The organism is Rhizobium altiplani (assembly GCF_001542405.1).
Classification (GTDB): Bacteria; Pseudomonadota; Alphaproteobacteria; order Rhizobiales; family Rhizobiaceae; genus Rhizobium; species Rhizobium altiplani.
On the sequence record NZ_LNCD01000082.1, the window covers coordinates 200,236 to 225,744 of the forward strand.

Below are 25,509 nucleotides of genomic sequence, written 5' to 3' on the forward strand. Positions count from 1 at the left end.
CTGCTCGGGGAAACATGAAGATTTTCAATTACAAGCGCGTACCTTACGCGGAGATGCGCGCATTTTCCGTCCATATTCTGACGGCATCCGGATCTTTTCTCGCGTTCCTCGGCGTGGTCGCTGCTGCCGAGCACCGGTTCATCGACATGTTCTGGTGGCTCGGCCTTGCGCTTCTAGTTGACGGTATCGACGGACCGATTGCTCGCAAGGTGAGCGTCAAGGAGGTGCTGCCAAACTGGTCGGGCGATACGCTCGACAATATCATTGACTATGTCACCTACGTTCTATTGCCGGCCTTTGCCCTCTACCAGAGTGGCATGATCGGCGAACCATGGTCCTTCGTGGCGGCAGGCATGATCGTCGTATCGAGTGCAATCTACTACGCGGATACCGGAATGAAGACGGACGAGTACTTCTTCTCCGGCTTCCCAGTAGTCTGGAACATGATCGTCTTTACGCTTTTCGTCATCGATGCCAGCGCGATCACAGCACTTGTCGTCGTCATCGTTTCCGTCATCCTGACCTTCCTGCCGATCAATTTTCTCCATCCTGTCCGCGTCCAGCGCCTGCGTCCGCTCAACCTCGGTGTTTTCTTCCTATGGTCGGCGCTCGGAATGTATGCGCTTCTGACGCATTTCGTGATCCCGCAGTGGGCGCTTGTCCTCTTTATCCTTAGCGGTATCTACCTCTACTGCGTCGGCGCCGTGCTGCAGTTCTTCCCGGCGCTTGGACGTAGAACCTAGGAGAAGACGATGGCGAAGACGCAGGCGGTCTCATTCAGCAGGACCGGTGGACCCGAGGTTCTTGAATATGTCGATATCGACCTGCCGCCGCCCGGCGCAGGCGAAGTGCAGATCAAGCATGCAGCCATCGGCCTTAACTTCATAGACGTCTACTTCCGGACAGGTCTCTACAAGGCGCCGCATATGCCTTTCGTGACGGGCAAGGAGGCGGCTGGCACTGTCATCGCTGTCGGGCCTGATGTAGAGGATTTCAAAATTGGCGATCGGGTCGCCTATGCCGGTGCGGATGGCGCATACAGCGTCGAGCGGAACGTCGAGACCAAGCACCTCGTAAAGGTGCCGGATGGAATTCCCCTGGAAACCGCAGCCTCGATGATGTTGAAGGGAATGACTGCGGAATACCTGCTCAACCGGACATACAAGGTTGGCCCGGATACGACGATCCTGTTTCACGCCGCCGCCGGTGGCGTAGGCCTCATCGCAGGCCAATGGGCCAAGGCGCTCGGGGCAACGGTGATCGGCACCGCGGGGTCAGATAGCAAGGTGCGTTTGGCACTCGAGCATGGCTACGACTACGTTATCAACTATAACACCGAGAATTTTGTAGAGAGCGTGCGCGAGATCACCGGTGGGGCAGGGGTCCACGTCGCCTACGACTCGCTTGGCCGCGACACGTTTCCGCAATCGCTCGACTGCCTGCGACGGTTCGGCATGTTCGTCTCGTTCGGCCAATCCTCAGGACCGATCGAGAACTTCACCCTTGCCATGCTCGCGCAGAAGGGATCGCTCTTTGCAACACGGCCCACGCTTTTCGCCTACATCGCAACACGCGAAGAGCTAACCAATTGTGCAAACGCGTTATTTGATGTTGTTTTGAGCAACAAAGTGCGTATCAATATCAACCAAACCTATCCATTGCGTGAAGTCGGACGGGCTCACATGGATCTGGAGTCCAGAAGAACTACCGGAACTACGCTGCTGATCCCATAATGACCCGAATGGGCAGGGTCGGCAGAGAGAAATGAGGGGAACGTGTCGTTATCTGATGTGCCGGGTTCCGGCGCGTTATTGTCTGTCCAGCAACTGACGAAACTCTTCGGCAGCTTTGCTGCCTGCAACCACATCGACCTCGATATCGCCCACGGCGAAATCCATGCTCTCCTTGGTGAAAACGGCGCCGGAAAATCGACGCTCGTCAAGATGCTGTTCGGCGTACTCGAACCGACCGAGGGCCATATCCTGTGGGAGGGCCAGCCGGTTTCGATCGGTTCGCCGGGTGATGCCCGCAAGCTCGGCATCGGCATGGTCTTTCAACACTTCTCGCTCTTCGAGGCGTTGACGGTTGCTGAAAACATCGCGCTTTCCCTTGATGACAGCATTCCGATCGGCAGGATTGCGGAAGAAGCAAGGGCGCTCTCGCGCGCCTATGGATTGCCGCTCGACCCTCATGCCCACGTCGCCGATCTTTCTGTCGGCGAACGCCAGCGCATCGAGATCGTGCGTGCGCTGCTGCAAAACCCCAAACTCATTATCCTCGATGAGCCGACTTCGGTGCTGACGCCGCAGGAGGCCGACAAGCTTTTCGAAACACTCTTCAAGCTGAAGGCGGAGGGCAAATCGGTCCTCTACATCAGTCATCGGCTCGAGGAGGTTCAGCGCATCTGCGACCGGGCGACCGTGTTGCGCAACGGAAGCGTCACCGGCGCCTGTGATCCACGCCAGGAAACGCCTGCCTCGCTTGCCCGCATGATGGTTGGCAGCGACGTCGCAACCGTCACTCATCCCGATCGGGGCAACAAGGGCGACGTGCAGCTTTCCGTCAGCAATCTTTCCGTCTCCGCCCGCACGCCCTTTGCCATGCCCCTCAAGGACGTATCCCTGACGGTTCGGTCGGGCGAGATCCTGGCGATTGCGGGTGTCGCCGGCAACGGCCAGGGCGAACTTTTCGATGCGCTCTCTGGAGAGTATCCAGTGAGCTCGCCGGATGCGATCACCATCCGCAAGAAGGCGGTGGGCACCCAGGGTATCACGGCACGGCGTCTGCTTGGCGCCGGGTTCGTGCCGGAAGAACGCCATGGCCATGCGGCCGTCTCCGCCATGAAGCTTTCCGACAACCTTGTGCTGGCGCGAAGCCAATCCGACCGCAGGGCCTTCCTCGGTTGTTCTTTTCTCAAAGTGATCCGTCGCGGTGCCGTCAAGTCCGCGACAAAGCGGATTGCCGACGCGATGGACGTGCGCAAGAGCGGAGAGGACCCTGCGGCAGGATCGCTTTCTGGCGGAAACCTGCAAAAGTTCATCGTTGGGCGTGAACTCGACCGACAACCGGCGGTTCTCGTTGTTAATCAGCCGACGTGGGGCGTCGACGCGGGAGCCGCGAGTCGCATTCGTCAGGCCCTCGTCGATCTGGCGCGCAACGGCTCGGCAGTCGTCGTCATCAGCCAGGATCTTGACGAAATATTTGAAGTCGCAACGGAGATTGCCGTGATTTCTGAGGGGCGACTTTCGCAACCCTTCCCGGCGGGAGAACTGTCTCGAGAGAAGATTGGCCTTCTGATGGGCGGCCTGCACGAAGGCAAGACCGCGTCGGAGACGGCCAATGCGCATTGAGCTCGAGAAGCGGCCGCAAGCGTCGAAGCTCTATGGTTTCGTCTCACCGTTACTGGCATTGGTGCTGACGCTGATTGCCGGCGGGATCATGTTCGCCATTTTGGGCAAGAACCCCGTCGAAGCGCTGGATGCCTTCTTCCTCGAACCCTTGCTGGAAGTCTGGTCGCTGCATGAGCTTGCCGTTAAGGCAGCGCCCCTGATCATGATCGGCGTCGGGTTGGCGGTCTGCTATCGTTCCAATAACTGGAATATCGGCGCCGAGGGTCAATTTACGATCGGCGCGATTACTGGCTCGATCCTGCCGATCGTGTTTACAGAATGGCACTCGCCTCTCGTGCTGCCCTTGATGCTTGTCATGGGTGCGATCGGCGGTGCGTTGTTTGCGGCCATTCCAGCGCTGCTGAAGGCGCATTTCAATACCAACGAAATCCTGACGAGCCTAATGCTTGTCTATATTGCGCAGCTGTTTCTGGATTGGCTGATCCGCGGCGCCTGGCGCAATCCGCAAGGCTTCAACTTTCCCGAAAGCGTGCCGTTTCCACCCGAAGCCACACTGCCGGCGATCTGGGAAGAGTCCGGCCGCGCCCATTGGGCATTCGTGTTCGCGATTGTCGCAGCGCTTCTCGTCTGGTTCATGCTGAAATACACGCTGAGAGGATTCGAGATCGTGGTGCTCGGCCAGTCCGAGCGGGCAGGGCGCTTCGCCGGCTTTTCGTCCAAGAAGATGATCTGGTTCAGCTTTCTGTTCTCGGGGGCACTTGCAGGACTTGCCGGCATCTCCGAAGTATCGGGATCGATCGGACACCTGCAGCCTGCGATTTCTCCAGGCTACGGCTTCACGGCGATCATTGTCGCGTTTCTCGGACGCCTGAACCCACTCGGCATCATCGCATCCGGCCTTGTGCTCGCGCTGACTTACCTCGGCGGCGAGGCGGCGCAGCTTTCGCTCGGCGTATCCGACAAGGTCACCCGCGTCTTCCAGGGCTTGCTGCTCTTCTTCGTGCTCTCCTGCGACACGCTCATCTACTACAAGATCCGTATCGTCTGGTTGCGGGTCCGGGGAGGCGTCGCGTGAGCATCTTCGAAGCTATTCTGCTGACCGTCATCACAGCGTCCACACCTCTCGTTATTGCAGCCTTGGGCGAACTCGTCGCCGAACGATCCGGTGTTCTAAACCTCGGCGTCGAGGGCATGATGATCATGGGGGCCGTCGCGGCCTTCGCCAGCGCTCAGATTTCGGGGTCTCCCTATATCGGGCTGCTGGGCGGCATCGTCGCCGGCGCACTGTTTTCACTGCTGTTCGGTTTCCTTACCCTCACGCTGGTCGCAAACCAGGTGGCGACTGGCCTGGCGTTGACGATCCTCGGCCTTGGGGTGTCGGGAATGCTGGGTGAGGGCTATGTTGGCGTACCGGGCGTTCGCCTCGCGCCGATCGTCATTCCTTACCTCTCTGACATTCCGCTCATCGGATCCGTCCTGTTCAGGCAGGATCTGACATTCTACCTGTCGCTGGCTTTGCTCTTCGGCGTGAGCTGGTTCCTGTTCCGCAGCCGCACCGGCCTGAAGCTGCGCGCGATCGGCGACAGTCACGGTTCAGCGCACGCTCTCGGCATCAGGGTCATCCGCACGCGCTACCTCGCCGTGATGTTCGGTGGTGCCTGCGCGGGGCTCGCCGGAGCGCAGCTTTCCCTCGTTTATACGCCGCAATGGGTGGAGAACATGTCTTCCGGCCGTGGCTGGATCACACTCGCCCTCGTCGTCTTCGCATCCTGGCGTCCATGGCGGGTTTTTGCCGGTGGCTACCTCTTCGGCGCGGTCACGATCCTGCAGCTTCATGCACAGGCTTTTGGCGTTGGAATTCCGGCCCAATTTCTGTCGATGCTCCCTTATGCTGCCACTATTGTGGTCCTTGTCATCATTTCTCATAATCGCCGTACGACGTTGATCAACACGCCTGCGTCGCTGGGAAAACCGTTCGTGCCGGAGCGCTAAACAGAAGAATGAGACGCGCTTCCGGAAATTACAAACTAAAAGGGGTTATCATGAAAAAACTCGCATTTGCATTTGCCGCATCAGCTGCTGCGGTCCTGAGCGTGGGTTCGTCCGCGCAGGCCGCTGACAAGACCAAGGTCTGCTTCGTCTACGTTGGGTCACACACGGACGGTGGTTATTCCCAGGCTCACGATCTCGGTCGCCAGCAGATCCAGAAGGAATTCGGCGATAAGATCGACACGCCTTACCTCGAAAACGTACCGGAAGGCCCCGACGCCGAGCGTGCGATCGAGCGTCTGGCGCGTTCGGGCTGCAAGCTGATCTTCACGACGTCCTTCGGCTTTATGGATGCCACCGTGAAGGTCGCCGCAAAGTTCCCGAACGTGAAGTTCGAACACGGGACCGGCTATAAGTCCGGCCCGAACCTCGCGACCTATAACTCGCGCTTCTACGAAGGGCGCTACATCCTCGGCCAGATCGCAGCCAAGACGTCGAAGAACCACGGTGCTGCTTACATCGCCTCATTCCCGATCCCGGAAGTGGTCATGGGCATCAACGCCTTCGAACAGGGTGCCCGCTCCATCGATCCGGACTTCAAGCTGAAGGTCATCTGGGTGAACACCTGGTTCGACCCGGGCAAGGAAGCCGATGCAGCAAAGGCCATGGTCGACCAGGGCGTCGACGTGTTGACGCAGCACACGGATACCACTGCTCCGATGCAGGTTGCCGAGGAACGCGGCATTCATGCGTTCGGCCAAGCCTCCGACATGATCGCAGCCGGCCCGAAGGCTCAGCTGACGGCAATCGTCGACACCTGGGGTAACTACTACTCCAAGCGCGTTCACGCGCTGCTCGACGGCACCTGGAAGTCCGAGCAGAGCTGGGACGGCCTGAAAGACGGCATCCTCAAGATGGCCGACTACACCAACATGCCTGACGACGTGAAGAAGATGGCTCAGGATACCGAAGCCAAGATCAAGTCGGGCGAGCTTCACCCCTTCACCGGCCCGATCAACAAGCAGGACGGCACCCCGTGGCTGAAGGCTGGCGAAAAGGCTGACGACGGCACGCTGCTCGGCATGAACTTCTACGTCGAAGGCGTCGACGACAAGCTGCCCAAGTGATTTCGTCAGGCAATTAGCACGTGCGAAAAGGCGCTCGTTTTGAGCGCCTTTTTTTATTTGCACCGCATACCAGAAAGTGCATTTACAAAAGTAATACTATATGATTTTTTCTCGGTGTGCCGCGTGGAGGCGGCTTTGGGAGGACATAATGAAATTGAAGACTGCACTCTTGAGTGCTACGATTCTGGCTGCCTGCATGTTCGGTTCTGCATCGGCTGCGGATCTGGTCGTCGGCTTTTCGCAGATCGGTTCTGAATCGGGTTGGCGCGCTGCTGAAACCACCGTCACGAAGGAAGAAGCCAAGAAGCGTGGCGTTGACCTGAAATTTGCTGACGCTCAGCAGAAGCAGGAAAACCAGATCAAGGCGATCCGCTCCTTCATCGCCCAGGGCGTCAACGCTATCTTCCTGGCGCCCGTCGTCGAGACCGGCTGGGACGCTGTTCTGAAGGAAGCAAAGGAAGCTGAAATCCCCGTAATCCTGCTCGACCGGACGATCAAGGCGCCTGAAGACCTCTACCTGACCGCTGTCACTTCGGATCAGGTTCATGAGGGCAAGGTTGCCGGCGACTGGCTGGTAAAGACCGTCGGCGACAAGGCTTGCAAGATCGTCGAACTCCAGGGAACGACCGGCTCTTCCCCCGCCATCGCTCGTAAGAAGGGCTTCGAAGAAGCCATCGCCGGCAAGGCAAACTTCAAGATCGCTCGCAGCCAGACCGGTGACTTCACCCGCACCAAGGGCAAGGAAGTCATGGAAAGCTTCCTGAAGGCCGAAAACGGCGGCAAGGATATCTGCGCCCTCTATGCTCACAACGACGACATGGCCGTGGGCGGCATCCAGGCGATCAAGGAAGCCGGTCTGAAGCCGGGCAAGGACATTCTGGTCGTCTCGATCGACGCCGTGCCTGATATCTTCAAGGCTATGGCAGCCGGCGAAGCAAATGCGACCGTGGAACTCACGCCGAACATGGCTGGTCCCGCATTCGACGTCCTCGACGCATACCTGAAGGACAAGAAGGCTCCGGCGAAGTGGATCCAGACGGAATCCAAGCTCTACACGCCGGCTGACGACCCGACGAAGGTCTACGAGTCGAAGAAGAACCTCGGCTACTGATTTTTGACGCTGGAACCGCACCGGTCCATCATGGACCGGTGCGGAACTGCCGCCTGCCAATCAGGACCTCATGTCCTTCAATGCCGCGGCACCGCAAGGTCTATATCAGGAAAAGCCGCACTCATGATTCACGATTTTGAGACCGTTCTAGCCGCTTCCGGTATTTCGAAATTCTTCCCGGGTGCCATTGCGCTCGATAAGGTCGACTTCTCGCTGCGTAAGGGCGAGGTGCATGCGCTTCTCGGCGAAAACGGCGCAGGAAAGTCGACGCTGATCAAATGCATCACCGGTGCCTACCACCGCGACCAAGGCCGGCTCGTTCTCGACGGCGCTGAAATCAATCCGTCCGATACGCTCGCGGCTCAGAAACTGGGCATCGGGACTGTCTATCAGGAGGTCAATCTCCTCTCCAATCTGAGCGTCGCTGAGAACCTCTATCTCGGCCGCCAGCCGAAGCGTTTCGGCATGATCGATGTGCGTGCGATGAACCGACAGGCGCGGGCGCTGCTTGATCAGTATGGGATGGACATCGATGTGACCGCCCAACTCGATCGGTTTTCGGTCGCCGTGCAGCAGGTCGTGGCGATCGCGCGGGCTGTCGATTTATCCGGCAAAGTTCTCATCCTCGACGAGCCAACCGCAAGCCTCGACACGCAAGAAGTCGCGATGCTCTTTCGCATCATGCGTGACTTGAAAGACCGCGGCCTTGGCATTGTCTTCATTACACATTTTCTCGAACAGGTTTACGAGGTCAGTGACCGCATCACGGTCCTTCGAAACGGAAAGCTCGTCGGCACCCGTGAGACATCCGAGCTGTCTCGCCAGAGCCTGATATCAATGATGCTCGGCCATGAACTGGCAAAGGCCGAGGCCACCGCCCGGGCGCACTCCGTTGCTGCCGGTCCCGTGAAATACAGCTTCGAGGGTTATGGCAAGCGCGGCAAGGTGAAGCCGTTCGATCTCGAGGTCCGTGTCGGCGAGGTGGTGGGCGTTGCCGGCTTGCTCGGATCGGGACGCACGGAGACCGCCGAATTGCTGTTCGGGATCGAGCATGCCGACAGCGGAACCGCTAAGGTCGACGGTAGGCAGGTTAGTTTGTCGAACCCGCGTGCTGCGATCCGCAACGGCTTCGGCTTTTGTCCGGAGGATCGCAAGACGGACGGGATCATCGGCGACCTGTCCATTCGCGAGAACATTGCGTTGGCGCTGCAGGCGCGTAGAGGCTGGGCCCGACCGATTTCTCGCGCCGATCAGAACGCCTTGGCCGACCGCTACATCAGCGCACTCGACATCCGTACGACGGACAGGGAAAAGCCCATCCGTCTGCTGTCAGGCGGCAATCAGCAGAAAGCGATCCTTGCACGCTGGTTGGCCACCAATCCCGACTTTCTCATTCTCGACGAGCCGACCCGCGGCATCGACGTCGGAGCGCATGCCGAGATCATCCGCTTGATCGAAGATCTGTGCGCGAATGGCATGTCGCTGATCGTGATTTCTTCGGAATTGGAAGAGCTTATTGCCTATAGCTCACGTATTTTGGTGCTTCGTGACCGCGAACATGTCGCTGAGCTGACAGGTGACAATGTCAGCACCGCGCGCATCGTCGACGCCATCGCCGCAGCCCAGAAAGAGACGGAGGACGCATGAAGTCGTCACTCAATGCCTTGTTGACCCGGCTAGCGCCGCAAATTATCGCGCTTGTGGTCATTCTCCTATTGAATTTCATTATGTTCCCGCAGTTTTTTAATGTTGTTGTTCAGAATGGCCGGCTTTACGGCAGCCTGATCGACGTACTGAACCGCGGCGCGCCGGTCGCTTTGTTGGCAATCGGCATGACCCTCGTGATTGCTACGAAGGGGATTGACCTCTCGGTCGGTGCCGTGATCGCGATCTGCGGCGCGGTTGCCGCATCATCCATCGTGTCCGGCCATTCGCTTGCTTCGACGCTGCTGGTAACGATCGGCGTCGGACTGCTTTGCGGTGTATGGAACGGATTCCTGGTCGCGTTGCTCAACATCCAGCCGATCATCGCCACGCTTGTGCTGATGGTCGCTGGACGCGGGATCGCGCAGCTCGTCACCGAGGGTGTAATCATGACCTTCAACGATGAAGGGCTGATCGCACTCGGCAGCGGCGCATTTGCTTTCCTACCCATGCCCGTTATCATCTGGCTGGTCATGGGGGCCTTGGTGATCCTCCTCGTGAGACGCACAGCGCTTGGCATGCTGATTGAAGCAACCGGTATCAATCGACGTGCAAGCACGTTGTCGGGTGTGCGCACGCCTGTGCTGCTGATGGCCGTTTATATGTTGAGCGGCCTTTGCGCCTCGATTGCCGGGATTATTGTCGCAGCCGATATCAAGGGCGCAGATGCGAACAATGCCGGTCTCTGGCTGGAACTCGACGCGATCCTGGCGGTCGTGGTCGGAGGCAACTCGTTGCTTGGAGGGCGTTTCAGCATTCTGGGTTCTCTGATCGGTGCAATGATCATTCAGGCGGTCAATACTGGCATTCTGCTCTCGGGCTTCCCGCCTGAGTTCAACCTGATCATCAAGGCGGTGATCGTCATCGTGATCCTCGTCATTCAGTCGCCTGCGGTCCAATCGGCCGCCGTGGTCCTGAGCCGGCGATCGAGCCGCGTCACGGAAGGGCAGGTTCAATGAACTCGAAATATCTGCCGCTTCTGGCAACGGTCGTGATCTTCGTTCTCTCTTATGCGATCTGCACGCTGCAGTATCCCAATATTCTGTCGACCCGCGTAATCGGCAATCTTTTGACCGACAACGCCTTTCTCGGGATTGCAGCAGTCGGCATGACCTTTGTCATTATCTCCGGCGGCATCGACCTGTCGATTGGCTCTGTCATTGCGTTTACCGGTGTGTTCCTGGCAGTCGTCCTCCAGAACACGACCATCCATCCGCTCGTCGCGTTCGCATTGGTCCTGATCATCACGACCGTGTTCGGCGCCGTAATGGGTGCTATCATTCACTATCTGGAAATGCCGGCCTTTATCGTGACGCTCGCAGGCATGTTTCTTGCGCGTGGCATGGCTTTCGTTCTGTCGATCGACAGCATTCCGATCAATCACGACTATTACACCACGTTGACGAGCCTCTATTACAAGCTGCCAGGTGGGGGGCGTTTGACGCTGATCGGCGGCATCATGCTTCTGGTCTTTGTCGGCGGCATATTCCTGGCGCACCGCACCCGCTTCGGGACCAATGTCTACGCACTAGGCGGCGGTTCGCAAACAGCGCAACTCATGGGCGTCCCCGTGGGCCGTACCACGATACAGATCTACGCATTATCCGGCTTTCTTGCTGGCCTATCCGGAATCGTTTTTTCGCTCTATACGTCAGCCGGTTATTCTCTGGCAGCAGTCGGCGTTGAGCTGGATGCGATCGCAGCAGTTGTCATTGGGGGGACGCTGTTGACCGGAGGGGCGGGATTCGTAGCGGGTACCTTCATCGGTATCCTGATACAAGGCCTCATTCAGACCTACATCACCTTCGACGGGACGCTGTCGAGCTGGTGGACGAAGATCTTGATCGGCCTATTGCTTTTTGCATTTATTCTAATGCAGAAGGTTATTCTCTTCCTTTCCAGTATGAATAAGAGGTATGCCTGAACGCGGAGGTATTCGTTGCGTAACAGATTGCTTGAGACCGGAAGAACAGCGCGCAAATCGCGAACGAGCCACGCCCAGGTCGTGGATGGCCTTGGCAGGGCGATTGTTGCCGGAACCTATCCTGTCGGAAGCATTCTGCCGGGCGATGCCGAACTCGCGCAACACTTCAAGGTCTCGCGGACGGTCCTTCGGGAAACGATGAAGACGCTTGCCGCAAAAGGCATGATCATCGCCAAGGCCCGTGTCGGAACACGCGTGACGAAGAAAAACTTCTGGAACATGTTCGACAGCGAGATCATAGCTTGGCATTTCGACTGTGGCGTGACGGAAGAATTCCTGTTGCAGCTTTACGACATTCGGATGGCCTTCGAGCCATTTGCCGCCGGTCTCGTAGCGGAGCGGGCGAGCAAGGAGGATATTGAAAATCTGCGCGCGCTAGCGACGGAGATGGCAGCCCCGGGTCATACCAGCGAAAGCCTCGCCTTGGCCGATCTGCATTTCCACCTCGCCATCGCCGATGCCTCTCACAACCCGTTCATGCGAACACTAGGGAGCTTGATCGAAGCTGCGTTGGTTGGGATGTTTCGTATCAGTACGCCCCCCTCGCAGAACGGCTTCTCAGATATTGCGGACACGCATATGCGCATCGTGGAGGCGATCGTTGCCGGCGACATCGATGGCGCTCGAAAAGCGATGGAGGCCGTGATTGTCGACGGCCGGGATCACGTCCGCGAGGCCTATGCGGCGATGAGCAGGGAATCCGCCTGACCCATTTTTGATCTTTGTCCTGCCTTTGTCTTGCTGCTATGAGGCAGCAAAGGCCGCAAATAACGGATTCTCGGAGCACATCATGGAACGCACTTGCCTCGCCATCATTCTCGCTGCGGGTGACAGCACGCGAATGAAGTCGTCGAAATCGAAAGTGCTGCATCCAATCGCGAACCGCCCGATGATCGCCCATGTCGTGGATGCCGTGGCAAAAAGCGACATCTCATCGGTCGCGCTGGTCGTTGGGCGTGATGCCGACGAAGTGGCGATGGCGGCCCAGGTCGAAGGTGTCAAAATCGAGACCTATCTGCAGAAGGAGCGGCTCGGCACCGGTCATGCGGTGTTGGCAGCGCACGACGCTATTGCTCGCGGATATGACGATATCATCGTGACCTACGGCGACGTGCCGTTGCAGACCGAAGGGCCACTCAAGGCAGCACGTCAGGGCCTTGCCGAGGGCAGCGATGTCGTAGTCATCGGTTTCCACACCGACAAGCCGACCGGCTACGGCCGGCTGCTCGTCAAGGACAGCGAACTGATCGCCATCCGTGAGGAACGAGATGCCGCCGATGCCGAGCGTGCCGTGAAATGGTGCAACAGCGGCCTGATGGCGATCAACGGCCGTAAGGCGCTCGAGCTCCTGTCTCGCATCGGCAACGCCAATGCCAAGGGCGAATACTATCTGACCGACTTGGTGGAAATCGCTCACTCCATTGGGGGCCGCGTTGCGGCTGTCGATGCTCCTGAAATTGAGATGACTGGCTGCAACAATCGCGCGGAGCTCGCCGTGATTGAGCGGCTCTGGCAAGAACGCCGACGCGACGAGATGATGATATCAGGCGTGACGATGATCGCGCCGGAGACTGTGTTTCTTTCCTACGATACAACCATCGGGCAGGACGCGCTGATCGAGCCGAATGTGGTATTCGGTCCCGGCGCGACGATCGACGGCGGCGCAATCATTCATGCCTTCTCACATATCGAAGGCGCGCATGTCAGTGCCGGCGCAATCGTTGGTCCCTTCGCCCGCTTGCGGCCCGGCGCCGACCTCGCCAACGGCTCGAAAGTCGGCAACTTCTGCGAAGTCAAGAATGGGAAGATCGGTGAGGGCGCCAAGGTCAATCACCTGACCTACATCGGCGACGCGAAGGTCGGAGCTGGCGCGAATATCGGTGCAGGCACGATCACCTGCAACTATGATGGCGTAAACAAACATCAGACGCTGATCGGCGCGAACACCTTTATTGGATCAAACTCCTCGCTTGTGGCGCCCGTCAGCATTGGCGACAGTGCCTACATAGCCGCTGGCAGTGTCATCACTGCGGATGTTCCTGCCGATGCGTTGGCCCTTGGCCGGGCGCACCAGGAGCTGAAGCCGGGCAGGGCTGCCGTGCTCCGCGAACGCGCATTCGCGATTAAGGCTGCAAAGAAGGCCAAACCATAGGCTTCCGCGTAACGCGTGGAAACCGAAAGTGACCGCCGAGGCCATTGAGAAAAAAGACAAAATCGTTACGAGTGGCCTCTGAACAGAAGGCTTTGGGGGTGTTTATGTGCGGTATTGTTGGAATCGTTGGCAGCAGCCCGGTTGCGGGGCGTCTCGTGGATGCGTTGAAGCGGCTCGAGTACCGCGGCTATGACTCTGCGGGCGTTGCGACGATACATAACGGCGAGATGGCTCGTCGTCGCGCCGAGGGTAAACTCTTCAATCTCGAGAAGCGCCTGGACGGTGACCCTCTGCCGGGAACGATCGGCATTGCGCACACGCGCTGGGCTACGCATGGCATTCCCAACGAGACCAACGCTCACCCGCATTTCGTCGAGGGCGTCGCGGTCGTCCATAACGGCATCATCGAGAACTTCTCCGAACTGCGTGAAGAGCTGATCGCTGAAGGGGCCGTCTTCGGGACGCAGACCGACACGGAAGTCGTCGCCCATCTTATGGCGAAGTATCTCCGTGACGGCCTCGAGCCGCGCGCCGCGATGCTAAAGATGCTGAACCGGGTAACAGGCGCATATGCTCTTGCGATCATGCTCCAAAGCGATCCGGGCACGCTCATGGCGGCACGGTCCGGCCCGCCGCTTGCCGTGGGTTATGGCTCCGGCGAAATGTTCCTCGGCTCCGATGCGATTGCGCTTTCCCCCTTCACCAACGAGATCACCTATCTCGTCGATGGCGATTGGGCCGTGCTTACGCGAAACGGCGCGACAATCCTCGACTTCGCAGGTAACGAGGTAAAGCGCGCCCGTCAGATATCACAGACGACCGCCTATGTGGTGGACAAGGGCAATCACCGCCACTTCATGGAAAAGGAAATCTATGAGCAGCCCGAGGTCATCTCGCATGCCCTCAGCCACTACGTAGACTTTTCCAGCAACACGATCAGCGACAGCATCAATGCGATCGATTTCAAGGCTACCACCAGCCTGGCGATCTCCGCGTGCGGAACCGCATATCTCGCGGGGCTTGTAGGCAAATACTGGTTCGAGCGTTACGCCCGTCTGCCCGTCGAGATCGACGTCGCCTCCGAGTTTCGTTATCGCGAGATGCCTCTGTCGCCTTCGCAGGCTGCGCTTTTCATCTCGCAGTCAGGCGAGACGGCGGACACGCTGGCGTCGCTTCGTTACTGCAGGGAGAGCGGGCTGAAGATTGGCGCAGTGGTCAACGTCAAGGAATCGACCATTGCCCGTGAGTCGGATGCAGTCTTCCCAATCATGGCAGGCCCGGAGATCGGCGTTGCCTCGACCAAAGCCTTCACCTGCCAGTTGGCCGTCCTTGCCGCGCTCGCACTCGGCGCAGGCAAGGCGAGGGGAACGATCGGCGCAGAGCAGGAAAGGGAGCTGGTCCGCCATCTCGCCGAAATGCCGCGCATCATGAGCCGCGTGCTGAACCTCGTCCAGCCGCAGATGGAGAGCCTGTCGCGCGAACTTTCGAAATGCCGGGATGTCCTCTATCTCGGTCGCGGCACGAGCTTCCCGCTTGCGATGGAAGGGGCGCTTAAGCTCAAGGAAATCTCCTATATCCATGCCGAAGGTTACGCCGCAGGCGAACTCAAGCACGGACCGATTGCGCTGATCGACGAAAACATGCCTGTTATCGTGATTGCGCCGTTTGACCGCTTCTTCGACAAGACTGTCTCGAATATGCAGGAAGTTGCCGCACGCGGCGGACGCATCATCTTCATAACCGACGAGGCGGGCGCGGCGGCATCGAAGTTGCCGACTATGGCGACGATCGCGCTTCCCGATGTCAACGAGATCATCGCGCCGATGATCTTCTCCCTGCCGATCCAGCTGCTTGCCTATCATACGGCCGTTTTCATGGGCACGGACGTCGATCAGCCGCGCAATCTGGCGAAGTCGGTCACGGTGGAGTGACCGCTTGTTCGCCTCCAGGAGGCTTGTATGGCTTGGTAGTTTCTGGCAGCTTTCTGATAGGAAAGCACGGGGGAGCTGATTTCTGATAGCCGGCCTGCTCAACGGAGTTATCAGTACGCGATGAAGGAAAAACTGCCCCGATTGCCTATAGCCACTCGCCTTAGGAACGACTTCCTGGCGGGACTGATTATTTGTGCGCCGGTCGCGATTACGCTTTGGCTGACGTGGTCGGTCGTGCGGTGGGCGGATAGCTGGGTCAAACCCTACCTACCGGCGCGCTATGACCCGGATAACTACCTTAACTTTGCGGTGCCAGGGTCCGGCCTGCTGATAGCACTCGTCGCGATCACGCTTATCGGATTCCTCGGCAAGAACCTCATCGGCCAGAGCATCGTTCAGTTCAGCGAATCGCTTGTTCGACGCGTGCCGCTGGTGCGGAGCATCTATCAGAGCGTGAAGCAGATTTTCGAGACGGTGCTGAAGGACAAGACGAACTCCTTCAAGAAGGTCGGCCTCATCGAATATCCCAGCCCCGGCCTCTGGGCGCTCGTTTTCATTTCGACGGATGCCAAAGGCGAGATCGCGACAAAGTTCAAGGCGATGGGTCAGGACATGGTCTGCGTGTTCCTGCCGCCGACCCCGGTGCCGACGGCCGGATTTCTGATCTTCACGCCGCGCGAAAAGATTGTGCCGCTCGACATGTCACCGGAGGACGCGGCGAAGCTCCTAATCTCCGGTGGTCTCGTCACGCCCGAAGAGCTTGCCGGGCGCATGAAAAAACAGGAGCGGACACGCAAGCCGCTGCCGGCGCCGATCGAAATGTAACTTCCGCTCGTGCTTGGCCCGTACGCGAGATCACGTCTGTTGGTTCCGCCATGTTGCCATGCGATGGCGGTTGAAGGATGACATACGCAATGCTTATCAGACCAGCCACCGCGGAAGACCGTTCCTCCATATGGACCATCATCGAGCCGACGATCCGCGCGGGGGAGACCTACACGCTCGATCGCGACATGAGCCAGACCGATGCCCTCACTTACTGGCTGGGGCCGGACAAAGAGACCTTCGTCGCCGAAGACGAAAGTGGCGAGATCCTCGGTACTTATTACCTCCGCGCCAACCAGGCGGGCGGTGGTGCACATGTCTGCAATTGTGGCTACATGACCGCTGCTGCCGCGGCGGGCAAGGGCGTAGCGCGACAGATGCACGAGCACTCGCTCGTCCGCGCCCGCGAGCGTGGTTTCCGGGCGATGCAGTTCAACTTCGTCGTCAGCGTCAACGAACGCGCCGTTCGTCTCTGGGAAACATTGGGCTTTGAGACGGTCGGCCGCTTGCCCGGCGCCTTCGAGCACCCGACAAAAGGCTACGTTGACGCTCTCGTGATGTTCCGGACGCTGTAAGACGGCTTCGGCGCGCTGTGGGCCGGGCTCGGCTCACCCTGCATGCAGGAAGCGGATCGCCTCGTCGCGGCGGAAAAGGTAGAGCAGGGAGCGTACTGCCTTGCCACGCTCGCTGGTGAGATCGGGGTCGTGCTCGATCAGGTAGGCCGCATCGCGGCGGGCGATTTCCAGTAGGTCGGCATGTGCCTCGAGGCTCGCGATGCGAAAGCCTGGGGTTCCCGACTGGCGCGTGCCGAGCAATTCGCCTTCGCCGCGCAGTTTCAGGTCTTCCTCAGCGATGCGAAATCCGTCTTCCGTTTCACGCATGATCGACAGGCGCGCATGACCAGCTTCGCCCAGTGGCCCCTTGTAGAGCAGGATGCAGGTCGAAGCCTCGTCACCGCGCCCTACGCGTCCGCGAAGCTGGTGAAGCTGCGCCAAGCCGAAGCGCTCGGCATGCTCGATCACCATGATCGTCGCATCGGGAACATCGACGCCGACTTCCACCACTGTTGTTGCGACTAGGAGGCGGATTTCGCTGTTCTTGAACGCCATCATTACGGCATCCTTCTCCGGGCCGCTCATGCGGCCGTGGATCAGGCCGATGGCGCCGCCGAGCGACGAAACGAGCGTTGCATGACGCTCCTCGACCGACATCAGGTCGCTCTCCTCGGACTCCTCTACAAGCGGGCATATCCAATAAGCCTTCTTGCCCTCCGCCAAGGCGCTCTTAAGGCGCCCGACGATCTCGCCGATACGTTCGGTCGGCACTGTGATCGTCTGGATCGGCTTCCGTCCGGCCGGCTTCTCCGTCAGCTTGGAGACGTCCATGTCGCCGAAGGCAGCCAACACCAGTGTGCGCGGTATCGGCGTCGCGGTCATGACGAGCATATGAGGTGTGATGCCCTTCGCCGTCAGCCGCAGGCGCTGGTGGACGCCGAAGCGGTGCTGCTCGTCGACGACAGCCAACATGAGGTTGCGGTAGTTGACGCTGTCCTGGAAGAGGGCGTGGGTGCCGATGACGATCTGCGCCTCTCCGGATGCGATCCTCTCGAGAATATCCTCACGTTCGCGGCCCTTGGTGCGGCCGGTAAGAACCTCGATTCCGAGGCCTGCGGAAGCGGCAAATTTGAAGATCGTCGCATGGTGCTGGCGGGCTAGAATTTCCGTCGGCGCCATGAGGACGGCCTGACCGCCACTTTCAATCACGGCTGCCATCGACATGAGGGCAACCAGGGTCTTACCGGAGCCAACGTCGCCTTGAAGAAGGCGGAGCATGCGGTCCTCGCCGGCCATATCCTTCAGGATGTCGGCGACCGCCGCATTCTGGCTGTTCGTCGGCGAAAACGGCAGAGCCTGCAGGATCTGCCTGCTGACTTGACCGGTGGCGTGTACGGGCTGGCCGGCAAGCTTGCGCAATCGTTGGCGAACGAGGCTCAGCGATAGTTGGCCCGCGAGAAATTCGTCATAGGCGAGCCGGCGGCGGGCAGGGGCTTGCGCATCGATATCCGAGGGATCGCGCGGTTCGTGTAGTCCATGGAAAGCGTCTGATATCGAGGGCAGACCCTGCTTCTGCGCAAGAGCGAAGTCGATCCATTCCGGCAGTTCCGGCGCGCGCGGCAGCGCCGCTTCGATGATCTTGCGCAATGTCTTCGGCGAAAGACCAGCTGTGAGCGGATAGATCGGCTCGACGAGGGGCAGGTTCTCGGCTTCGCTGGCCTTCACAATGTAGTCGGGATGGACCATCGACGCGCGACCGTTGAACCAGTCGATCTTGCCGCTGACGGTTACCTCCTTGTCCAACGGCAGCTGCTTTTCCAGCCAAGCCGCCTGGCCGCGAAAGAAGACAAGGGTCAGTTCGCCGGTTTCGTCGTGCAGCGTGACGCGATACGGAATGTTGCTCTTGCCGCGCGGCGGCGCCTGGTGACGATCGACCCGCGCCGTGACGGTGACGATTGCACCTTGCGGGGCGCGGGCGATACCCGGTTGGTTTCGACGGTCGATCAGCGAGTGCGGCGCATGAAACAGCAGATCGACGACGCGCGTATCTTCGGGCGTCTCGCGCCCAAGCAGCTTCACCAGCAATTCGGCGATCTTTGGGCCGACGCCGGGCAGGGCGGAAACGGGCGAAAACAGCGGATCGAGAATGGCTGGGCGCATGGCCGCAAAATGCGATGAACAATGCGGCCTTGGCAAGGCTGACAAGCTGCTTTCGAGGGTCTATAGAGGCGCATCAACAGGAAGGTAAAGCCATGACGGGTGTGTCACTCTCGAGCGCCGATCTTGATCCGCGCCGCCGCCGAATCCTCTTTCGCTGCTGGCATCGCGGCATCCGCGAAATGGATCTGGTCTTCGGGCAGTTCGCCGAGAAGGAGATCGCCACCCTGTCCGATACCGAACTCGACGAGTTCGAAACCATCATGGCCGAAGAGGACAACGATCTCGTGCGCTGGATCATGGGAACATGGCCGGTGCCTGAGCGTTTCCAGTCGCCGATGTTTGCGCGCCTTGCCGCTTACAAGCCCGATTTCGAATATCCAGCCGACGCCCTGCCCAGGAATGCCTAATGACCTCAGGTTTTGACGTAAGGAAGCTGTCAGCCGTCGCCGAGCCGCTGACAATCGGCAATGTGCCGACAGGTATGGAAGCTTTGTTGCTGGCCGATCTGGCGCGCGCCGGAGAGCCGGTCGCTTACGTGCTTTCCGACGGCCAGCGGATGGTGGACCTTGAACAGATGCTGGGCTTCGTTGTGCCGGAGATCCCGGTTCTGACCTTGCCGGCCTGGGACTGCCTTCCTTACGACCGCGTTTCCCCGAGCGCCGATACGTCGGCACGCCGTCTCGCGGCGCTGGGCGGCCTGATCGCGCATCACAAGAAGCCACATGCCGCGATCGTGCTGGTGACAGTCAATGCAATGCTGCAGAAAGTCGCCCCACAAGAGATTATCGAAAGCCTTGCCTTCTCAGCTCGCCCCGGAAATACGGTGCGCATGGACGATGTTGCCGGGCGCCTTGAACGCAACGGCTTCGACCGCGTCGCAACGGTTCGCGAGGTCGGCGAATATGCGGTGCGCGGCGGTATTCTCGACGTCTTCGTGCCGGGCTCCGAGGAGCCTGTTCGCCTCGATTTCTTCGGCGACACGCTGGAAAGCATCCGAAGCTTTGACCCGGCAAGTCAGCGCACCACAGGGCAGGTGCGCTCCCTCGACCTCAACCCGATGAGCGAGGTCACACTGACGCCCGATACGATCAGCCGTTTCCGGAAGAATTACCTCTCTTCCTTCGGCGCGGCGACACGCGACGATGCGCTTTATCTCGCCATATCGGAGGGCCGACGCTACCCAGGCATGGAGCATTGGCTGCCGCTTTTCTACGAGAAGCTGGAGACGGTATTCGACTATCTCAAAGACTTCCGGATGGTCACCGATCATACTGTGCGCCAGGCCGCCGAGGAACGGTCCAAGCTCGTCTTCGACTACTATGACGCCCGCCTCAGTTCCGGGCAGCCCAGCAAGGGACAGATGGCGCAAGGGACACCCTACAAGCCCGTGACGCCCAGCCAACTCTACCTGGACGGAAAGACGTTCGCCAGCACGCTCGACGCGTTCAACGCGATGCGAATCTCGCCCTTTAACGAGCATGAGGGAGAGGCGCGGCGTGTGATCAATCTCGACGCGCGGCAAGGCGAGCGCTGGGCACGCTCGAATGCCGAGGGTGGCGGCAATGCCGAGCGGATCAATGTGTTCGACGCTGTCGTGAAGCATATTGCCGACAAGCGCTCGGCTGGCGCGAAGGTTCTGATTTCCGCCTGGACGGAAGGTTCGCTGGAGCGTCTGCTGCAGGTGCTGAGCGAACACGGGCTCGAGCGCGTGAAGCCGGTCGGCGCGCTGAAGGAGATGGATGGCCTTGCCAAAGGCGAGGCGGCTGCCGGCGTGCTCAGCCTCGAATCGGGATTTGAAGTCGGCAATCTCGTCGTCATCGGCGAACAGGACATTCTCGGCGACCGCATGGTGCGGCGTTCGAAGCGACGCAAGCGCGCCGCCGATTTCATCTCCGAAGTTGCCGGGCTCGACGAAGGTTCGGTCGTCGTCCACGCACAGCACGGTATCGGTCGGTTTGTCGGCCTGAGAACGATCGAAGCGGCGGGCGCACCGCATGCCTGCCTCGAACTGCAATACGCAGACGACGCGAAGCTGTTCCTGCCGGTCGAGAACATCGACCTTCTGTCGCGCTATGGCGGAGAGGGGACGGAAGCGCAACTCGACAAGCTCGGCGGCGGCGCATGGCAGATGCGCAAGGCCAAGCTCAAGAAGCGGCTGCTCGATATGGCGGATGCGCTGATCCGTATCGCAGCTGAGCGACTGACGCGGCATGCGCCCGTGCTAACGACGCCGGAAGGGCTTTACGACGAGTTTGCCGCTCGCTTCCCTTACGACGAGACGGAGGATCAGGATAATGCCATCGAGGCTGTGCGCTCCGACCTTGGAGCCGGTCGGCCGATGGATCGCCTCGTTTGCGGCGACGTCGGTTTCGGCAAGACTGAGGTGGCGCTTCGTGCTGCCTTCGTTGCGGCGATGAACGGCATACAGGTTGCCGTCGTCGTGCCGACCACTCTGCTAGCGCGCCAGCACTTCAAGACCTTCGCCGAGCGGTTCCGCGGCCTGCCGGTTCGCATCCAGCAAGCCTCACGCCTCGTCGGGTCGAAGGAATTGGCGTTAACGAAGAAGGAAGTAGCAGAGGGCAAGACGGATATCGTCGTCGGCACCCATGCGCTTCTTGGTGCCGGGATCAAGTTTGCCAATCTCGGGCTGCTGATCATCGACGAAGAGCAGCATTTCGGCGTCAAGCACAAGGAACGCTTGAAGGAACTGAAAAGCGATGTCCATGTGCTGACGCTCTCGGCGACGCCGATCCCGCGCACGCTGCAGCTCGCGATGACTGGGGTGCGCGAGCTGTCGCTGATCACGACGCCGCCGGTCGACCGCATGGCGGTTCGCACCTTCATTTCGCCCTTCGATTCGCTTGTCATCCGCGAAACGCTGATGCGCGAGCACTATCGCGGTGGCCAAAGCTTCTATGTCTGCCCGCGGCTTGCCGATCTGGAGGATGTGCATGCCTTCCTGCGGTCGGATGTACCGGAGCTGAAGGTCGCGGTCGCGCACGGCCAGATGCCCGCCGGCGAGCTTGAGGACATCATGAACGCCTTCTACGAGGGCCGCTATGACGTGCTGTTGTCGACGACGATCGTGGAATCGGGTCTCGACGTGCCAACGGCCAATACGCTGATCGTGCACCGCGCCGACATGTTCGGCCTGGCGCAGCTTTACCAGCTGCGTGGTCGCGTCGGACGTTCGAAGGTGCGCGCCTTTGCGCTCTTCACGCTACCGGTCAACAAGGTGCTGACCGCGACGGCGGAACGGCGCCTCAAGGTGCTGCAGTCGCTCGACACGCTCGGCGCCGGCTTCCAGTTGGCCAGCCACGATCTCGACATCCGCGGCGCAGGAAACCTGCTCGGCGAAGAGCAGTCCGGCCACATTAAGGAGGTCGGCTTCGAGCTCTACCAACAGATGCTGGAAGAGGCGGTGGCCGAGGTGAAGGGCGTCGACGAAATCCAGGATACCGGCTGGTCGCCGCAGATCTCTGTGGGCACGTCGGTGATGATCCCCGACGGTTACGTGCCGGACCTGCATCTGCGCATGGCACTCTATCGCCGCCTCGGCGAGATCACGGAACTGAAGGAAATCGATGCCTTCGGCGCAGAAATGATCGATCGCTTCGGCCCCATGCCGATCGAGGTCCAGCACCTTCTAAAGATCGTGTATGTGAAATCGCTCTGCCGGGTCGCCAACGTGGAGAAGCTGGATGCAGGTCCCAAGGGGGTGGTCATCCAGTTCCGCAATAAGGAGTTTCCGCATCCAGCGAACCTGGTTGGCTACATCGCCAAGCAGGGGACCATGGCAAAGATTCGGCCGGACCAGAGCGTCTTCCTCACACGCGATCTGCCGACGCCGGAAAAGCGGCTGCAGGGCGCAGCCGTTATCATGACGCAGCTTGCGGAAATGGCGAAGGGGTAAGGGCTCAGTTCATGCCGGCGCGCGCTTCCGCCTTCGCCTTGGCGATGTCGCGAAGCGCGCCTGCCAGAACGTCCGGCGTCTGAGCGCCGCTGACGGCGTATTGCTGATCGAAGATAAAGAACGGCACACCGTTCACGCCCATCTTCTGCGCCGCCTCGATCTCTTCGACCACCAGGACCTTATCGGCATCGGAGGCGAGCAGCGACGCAGTGACCCTGCGGTCAAGGCCTGCCTTCTCGGCAACGTCGAGCAGCACGGCATGATCGCCGACATTACGGCCTTCCTCGAAGTTCGCCTTGAACAGGCCGTTGACGACCTTGTCCGCCTTGTCGCGGTCCTCAACCATTGCCCAATGGATCAGGCGATGAGCATCCAGCGTATTCGGGCCGATCTTGATCGCGTCAAAATCGAACTTGATGCCGACTTCACGACCAAGCTCAGTCAGCATCTTGTGTCCTTGGGCAACGCGCTCGGCACCGCCAAGCTTCTCCTCCAGCGCCTTCTTCTGGTTGACGCCATCAGGCGGATAATCGGGGTTGAGGCGGTAGGGGCGCCAGTTGATATCCACGCCGACCTCGTCCTGAACTTCAGCGATCGCAAGCTCGAGCCGGGCCTTACCGAGATAGCACCACGGGCAGACGACGTCGGAGACAACGTCGATGGTAATGCGTTCCATGGGCTTTTCCTTCTTTCTCAAATCGAAACCTTCCCGCCATCTAGTCCCTGCCGCGGGCGACTTCAACCAGGCAGAAAAAAGGAACCTGCTATTGGACGCTCTGATCCCACCATGCCGGCAACTGGTAGCCATAGAGCGGCACGGAGTCCGGATGAGCGATGCGCTTGCTGCGCGCAACCCACTGCTGATCAACATGGTAAAGCGGCAGGACATAGTGCCCCGACAGCAACATCCGATCATGAGAACGCACCGCCGCGGTAAAGTCTTCAGCCGACCGGGCCATAAGGATGTGCTGGATCAGCGTATCGATGTCAGGGTCGGAAACTCCGGCGAAATTGTCTGTGCCTTCGCGCTCCTTGGCCGCGGAAGACCAACGTCCGAGCTGTTCGATGCCCGGCGAGAGGGACGACGTATAGGACTTGATGATCACGTCATAGTCGAAGCTGCTCGTGCGGCTCTGATATTGGGAATCGTCCACCGTGCGGATGGTCGCGGCAATGCCGAGCAGTTGCAGTGAACGCTGATAGGAGACTGCGAGCTTCTCCTGGTCGGTGTTCTGCGTCATGATCTCGAAAGCAAGCGGACGTCCGTCGGCGTCGCTCATCTTGCCATTCTTGATCGTATACCCTGCTTCCTTGAGGAGCGCGGCTGCCTGCTTCAGGACATTGCGATCGCGGCCCGATCCGTCGGTGACTGGGAGCTTGTAGCTGCCATCCAGGATCGCTGGATCGATTCGATCCTTGATCGGGCCGAGAAGCTTCAGCTCGCGTTCGTCAGCCGGCACCCCGAAACTCGACAGATCCGAGTTCTGCCAGAAACTCTCAGTGCGGATATAAGCGTTCGAGAAGAGGTTCTTGTTCGCCCATTCGAAATCGAAGACCAGCGACAGCCCCTCGCGAAGCTTCGCGTTGGCAAAGACCGGCCGCCGGGTGTTGAAGACGAAGCCGAACATGCCGCTCGGCAGCTTGGGTTCGAACGTATCCTTGACGACGTTGCCTGAGGTCACTGCCGGGAAATTGTAAGCACTTGCCCAATGGCCGGGACTTCCGTCCGGATAGATATCGATGTCACCCTTCTTGAAAGACTCGAACAGGGTCGTGTCCTGCAGGAAATACTGCACCGTTATCTGATCGTAGTTGTCGAGCCCAACCTTGGCCGGAATGTCCTTGCCCCAGTAATTGGGATCGCGTTCGAAGGTGATGCTCTCGCCGGGCTTCAAAGACTTGATCTTGTAAGGACCAGATCCCACGGGAGGTGTGAGCGTCGAACGATCGAATGTCTCTGGATCGATGGCATGTTTCGGCAGGATCGGCGTGGAGCCGGCCAAAATCATCGGGAATTCGCGATCAGCCTTGTCGTTGAAGGTGAAACGAACGCTGTGGTCGCCCACCTTCTCCATCTTCTCGACCGCATTCAATCGCGTGCTGAAGGGAACGCGCCCCTTTTCCTTGAGCAGATTGAGAGTGAAAATCACATCATCGGGCGTCACCGGCTGCCCGTCCGACCATTTGGCGGCTGGATTGAGATTGAACTGGATAAACGTCCGGTCTTCGTCCCATTCGACGGACTCTGCCAGCAGCCCGTAGAGGGTGAAGGGTTCATCGCGCGAGCGCAGCATCAGCGTCTCGAAAACGAGATTTCCGTACTCCGGATCCCACATGCCGCGCGCCGTCGTGCGCATGCTTTTCAAGATGAAGGGATTGAGGCTGTCGAAGGTCCCGACGACGCCATAACTGATCTTCCCACCCTTTTTCACATCGGGATTGACGTAAGGAAAGTGCTTGAAATCGGCGGGCAGGGCCGGCACGCCATGCATCGCGATGCCATGCACCGGCTCAGCGAGAGCCGCGCTGCCAACGAGTGTAAAAATGACGGGAAGAACGATCCGAAGCATCGTTGAGGTCCTTTCAGGGAACGGCACGATTCGGCGCAAGACTATCATGCAGCCACCGCAGTTCACCATCCGCGCCGAATTCTTTCGGATGACCCCGAAAAGGTCAAAGAAATACTGGATATCTGGCCCGACGCAATGT

General features: G+C 59.5%; 20 protein-coding genes. 17 read left to right on the plus strand and 3 right to left on the minus strand.

All coding sequences use genetic code 11. The features are described from left to right. Positions 1 to 14: 14 nt before the first annotated feature. The 15 genes from pcsA to AS026_RS18645 all read left to right on the plus strand — a co-directional run bounded on the left by pcsA (position 15) and on the right by AS026_RS18645 (position 16,748). Entirely contained in the window at positions 15 to 743 is a 729-nt protein-coding gene (gene pcsA / locus AS026_RS18575) for a phosphatidylcholine synthase (protein WP_025660973.1), read from the plus strand. 9 nt (positions 744 to 752) lie between these two features. Beyond that, positions 753 to 1,733 (plus strand): quinone oxidoreductase family protein, encoded by a 981-nt coding sequence (locus tag AS026_RS18580; protein WP_062370942.1) that lies wholly within the window; start codon positions 753 to 755, stop codon positions 1,731 to 1,733. A 42-nt stretch (positions 1,734 to 1,775) separates the two neighbouring features. Then, entirely contained in the window at positions 1,776 to 3,350 is a 1,575-nt protein-coding gene (locus tag AS026_RS18585) for an ABC transporter ATP-binding protein (RefSeq protein WP_062370944.1), read from the plus strand. Beyond that, a complete protein-coding gene (locus AS026_RS18590; protein ID WP_025660975.1) occupies positions 3,340 to 4,425 on the plus strand; it encodes an ABC transporter permease in 1,086 nt (361 codons plus the stop codon). Before AS026_RS18585 ends, AS026_RS18590 begins: the two co-directional genes overlap by 11 nt. After that, on the plus strand, positions 4,422 to 5,342 hold the full coding sequence (locus tag AS026_RS18595) for an ABC transporter permease (RefSeq protein WP_018855016.1): 921 nt from the start codon (positions 4,422 to 4,424) through the stop codon (positions 5,340 to 5,342). The genes AS026_RS18590 and AS026_RS18595 overlap by 4 nt, the downstream gene beginning before the upstream one ends. A gap of 50 nt (positions 5,343 to 5,392) precedes the next feature. Beyond that, a complete protein-coding gene (locus AS026_RS18600) occupies positions 5,393 to 6,466 on the plus strand; it encodes a BMP family ABC transporter substrate-binding protein (protein WP_018855017.1) in 1,074 nt (357 codons plus the stop codon). A gap of 148 nt (positions 6,467 to 6,614) precedes the next feature. Continuing rightward, entirely contained in the window at positions 6,615 to 7,577 is a 963-nt protein-coding gene (gene ytfQ / locus AS026_RS18605) for a galactofuranose ABC transporter, galactofuranose-binding protein YtfQ (RefSeq protein ID WP_062370946.1), read from the plus strand. Between the two features lie 123 nt (positions 7,578 to 7,700). Then, entirely contained in the window at positions 7,701 to 9,224 is a 1,524-nt protein-coding gene (gene ytfR / locus AS026_RS18610) for a galactofuranose ABC transporter, ATP-binding protein YtfR (RefSeq protein WP_062370948.1), read from the plus strand. Next, positions 9,221 to 10,240, plus strand: coding sequence for an ABC transporter permease (locus AS026_RS18615; RefSeq protein WP_062370950.1), 1,020 nt, complete (start codon positions 9,221 to 9,223; stop codon positions 10,238 to 10,240). Before ytfR ends, AS026_RS18615 begins: the two co-directional genes overlap by 4 nt. Continuing rightward, complete coding sequence (yjfF, locus tag AS026_RS18620; RefSeq protein WP_062370951.1) at positions 10,237 to 11,205, plus strand: galactofuranose ABC transporter, permease protein YjfF; 969 nt, start codon at positions 10,237 to 10,239, stop codon at positions 11,203 to 11,205. The genes AS026_RS18615 and yjfF overlap by 4 nt, the downstream gene beginning before the upstream one ends. Positions 11,206 to 11,220: 15 nt before the next feature. Next, positions 11,221 to 11,973 carry a FadR/GntR family transcriptional regulator gene (locus tag AS026_RS18625; RefSeq protein WP_025660978.1) on the plus strand — a complete coding sequence of 251 codons (753 nt, stop codon included), beginning with the start codon at positions 11,221 to 11,223 and terminating at the stop codon, positions 11,971 to 11,973. Between the two features lie 82 nt (positions 11,974 to 12,055). Beyond that, positions 12,056 to 13,417 carry a bifunctional UDP-N-acetylglucosamine diphosphorylase/glucosamine-1-phosphate N-acetyltransferase GlmU gene (gene glmU, locus AS026_RS18630; protein ID WP_062370953.1) on the plus strand — a complete coding sequence of 454 codons (1,362 nt, stop codon included), beginning with the start codon at positions 12,056 to 12,058 and terminating at the stop codon, positions 13,415 to 13,417. Between the two features lie 104 nt (positions 13,418 to 13,521). Continuing rightward, positions 13,522 to 15,348 (plus strand): glutamine--fructose-6-phosphate transaminase (isomerizing), encoded by a 1,827-nt coding sequence (gene glmS, locus AS026_RS18635; protein ID WP_062370956.1) that lies wholly within the window; start codon positions 13,522 to 13,524, stop codon positions 15,346 to 15,348. A 120-nt stretch (positions 15,349 to 15,468) separates the two neighbouring features. Beyond that, positions 15,469 to 16,173 (plus strand): DUF502 domain-containing protein, encoded by a 705-nt coding sequence (locus tag AS026_RS18640; RefSeq protein WP_018855025.1) that lies wholly within the window; start codon positions 15,469 to 15,471, stop codon positions 16,171 to 16,173. Positions 16,174 to 16,262: 89 nt separating this feature from the next. Beyond that, entirely contained in the window at positions 16,263 to 16,748 is a 486-nt protein-coding gene (locus AS026_RS18645; RefSeq protein ID WP_062371024.1) for a GNAT family N-acetyltransferase, read from the plus strand. Positions 16,749 to 16,781: 33 nt separating this feature from the next. Here AS026_RS18645 and recG read toward each other — a convergent pair whose 3' ends face one another. Next, entirely contained in the window at positions 16,782 to 18,887 is a 2,106-nt protein-coding gene (gene recG, locus AS026_RS18650; RefSeq protein WP_062370958.1) for an ATP-dependent DNA helicase RecG, read from the minus strand. 92 nt (positions 18,888 to 18,979) lie between these two features. Here recG and AS026_RS18655 point away from each other — a divergent pair, with 92 nt between their 5' ends. Then, the gene (locus AS026_RS18655; protein WP_062370960.1) at positions 18,980 to 19,294 is read left to right on the plus strand and encodes an FAD assembly factor SdhE; all 315 of its coding nucleotides are present in this window, start codon (positions 18,980 to 18,982) and stop codon (positions 19,292 to 19,294) included. After that, positions 19,294 to 22,800 carry a transcription-repair coupling factor gene (gene mfd / locus AS026_RS18660; protein WP_062370963.1) on the plus strand — a complete coding sequence of 1,169 codons (3,507 nt, stop codon included), beginning with the start codon at positions 19,294 to 19,296 and terminating at the stop codon, positions 22,798 to 22,800. Before AS026_RS18655 ends, mfd begins: the two co-directional genes overlap by 1 nt. Positions 22,801 to 22,804: 4 nt before the next feature. Here mfd and AS026_RS18665 read toward each other — a convergent pair whose 3' ends face one another. Further along, positions 22,805 to 23,476, minus strand: a complete 672-nt coding sequence (locus AS026_RS18665) for a DsbA family oxidoreductase (protein WP_062370968.1) — start codon at positions 23,474 to 23,476, stop codon at positions 22,805 to 22,807. Between the two features lie 88 nt (positions 23,477 to 23,564). Next, complete coding sequence (locus AS026_RS18670; protein WP_062370970.1) at positions 23,565 to 25,370, minus strand: extracellular solute-binding protein; 1,806 nt, start codon at positions 25,368 to 25,370, stop codon at positions 23,565 to 23,567. Between the last annotated feature and the right edge of the window lie 139 nt (positions 25,371 to 25,509).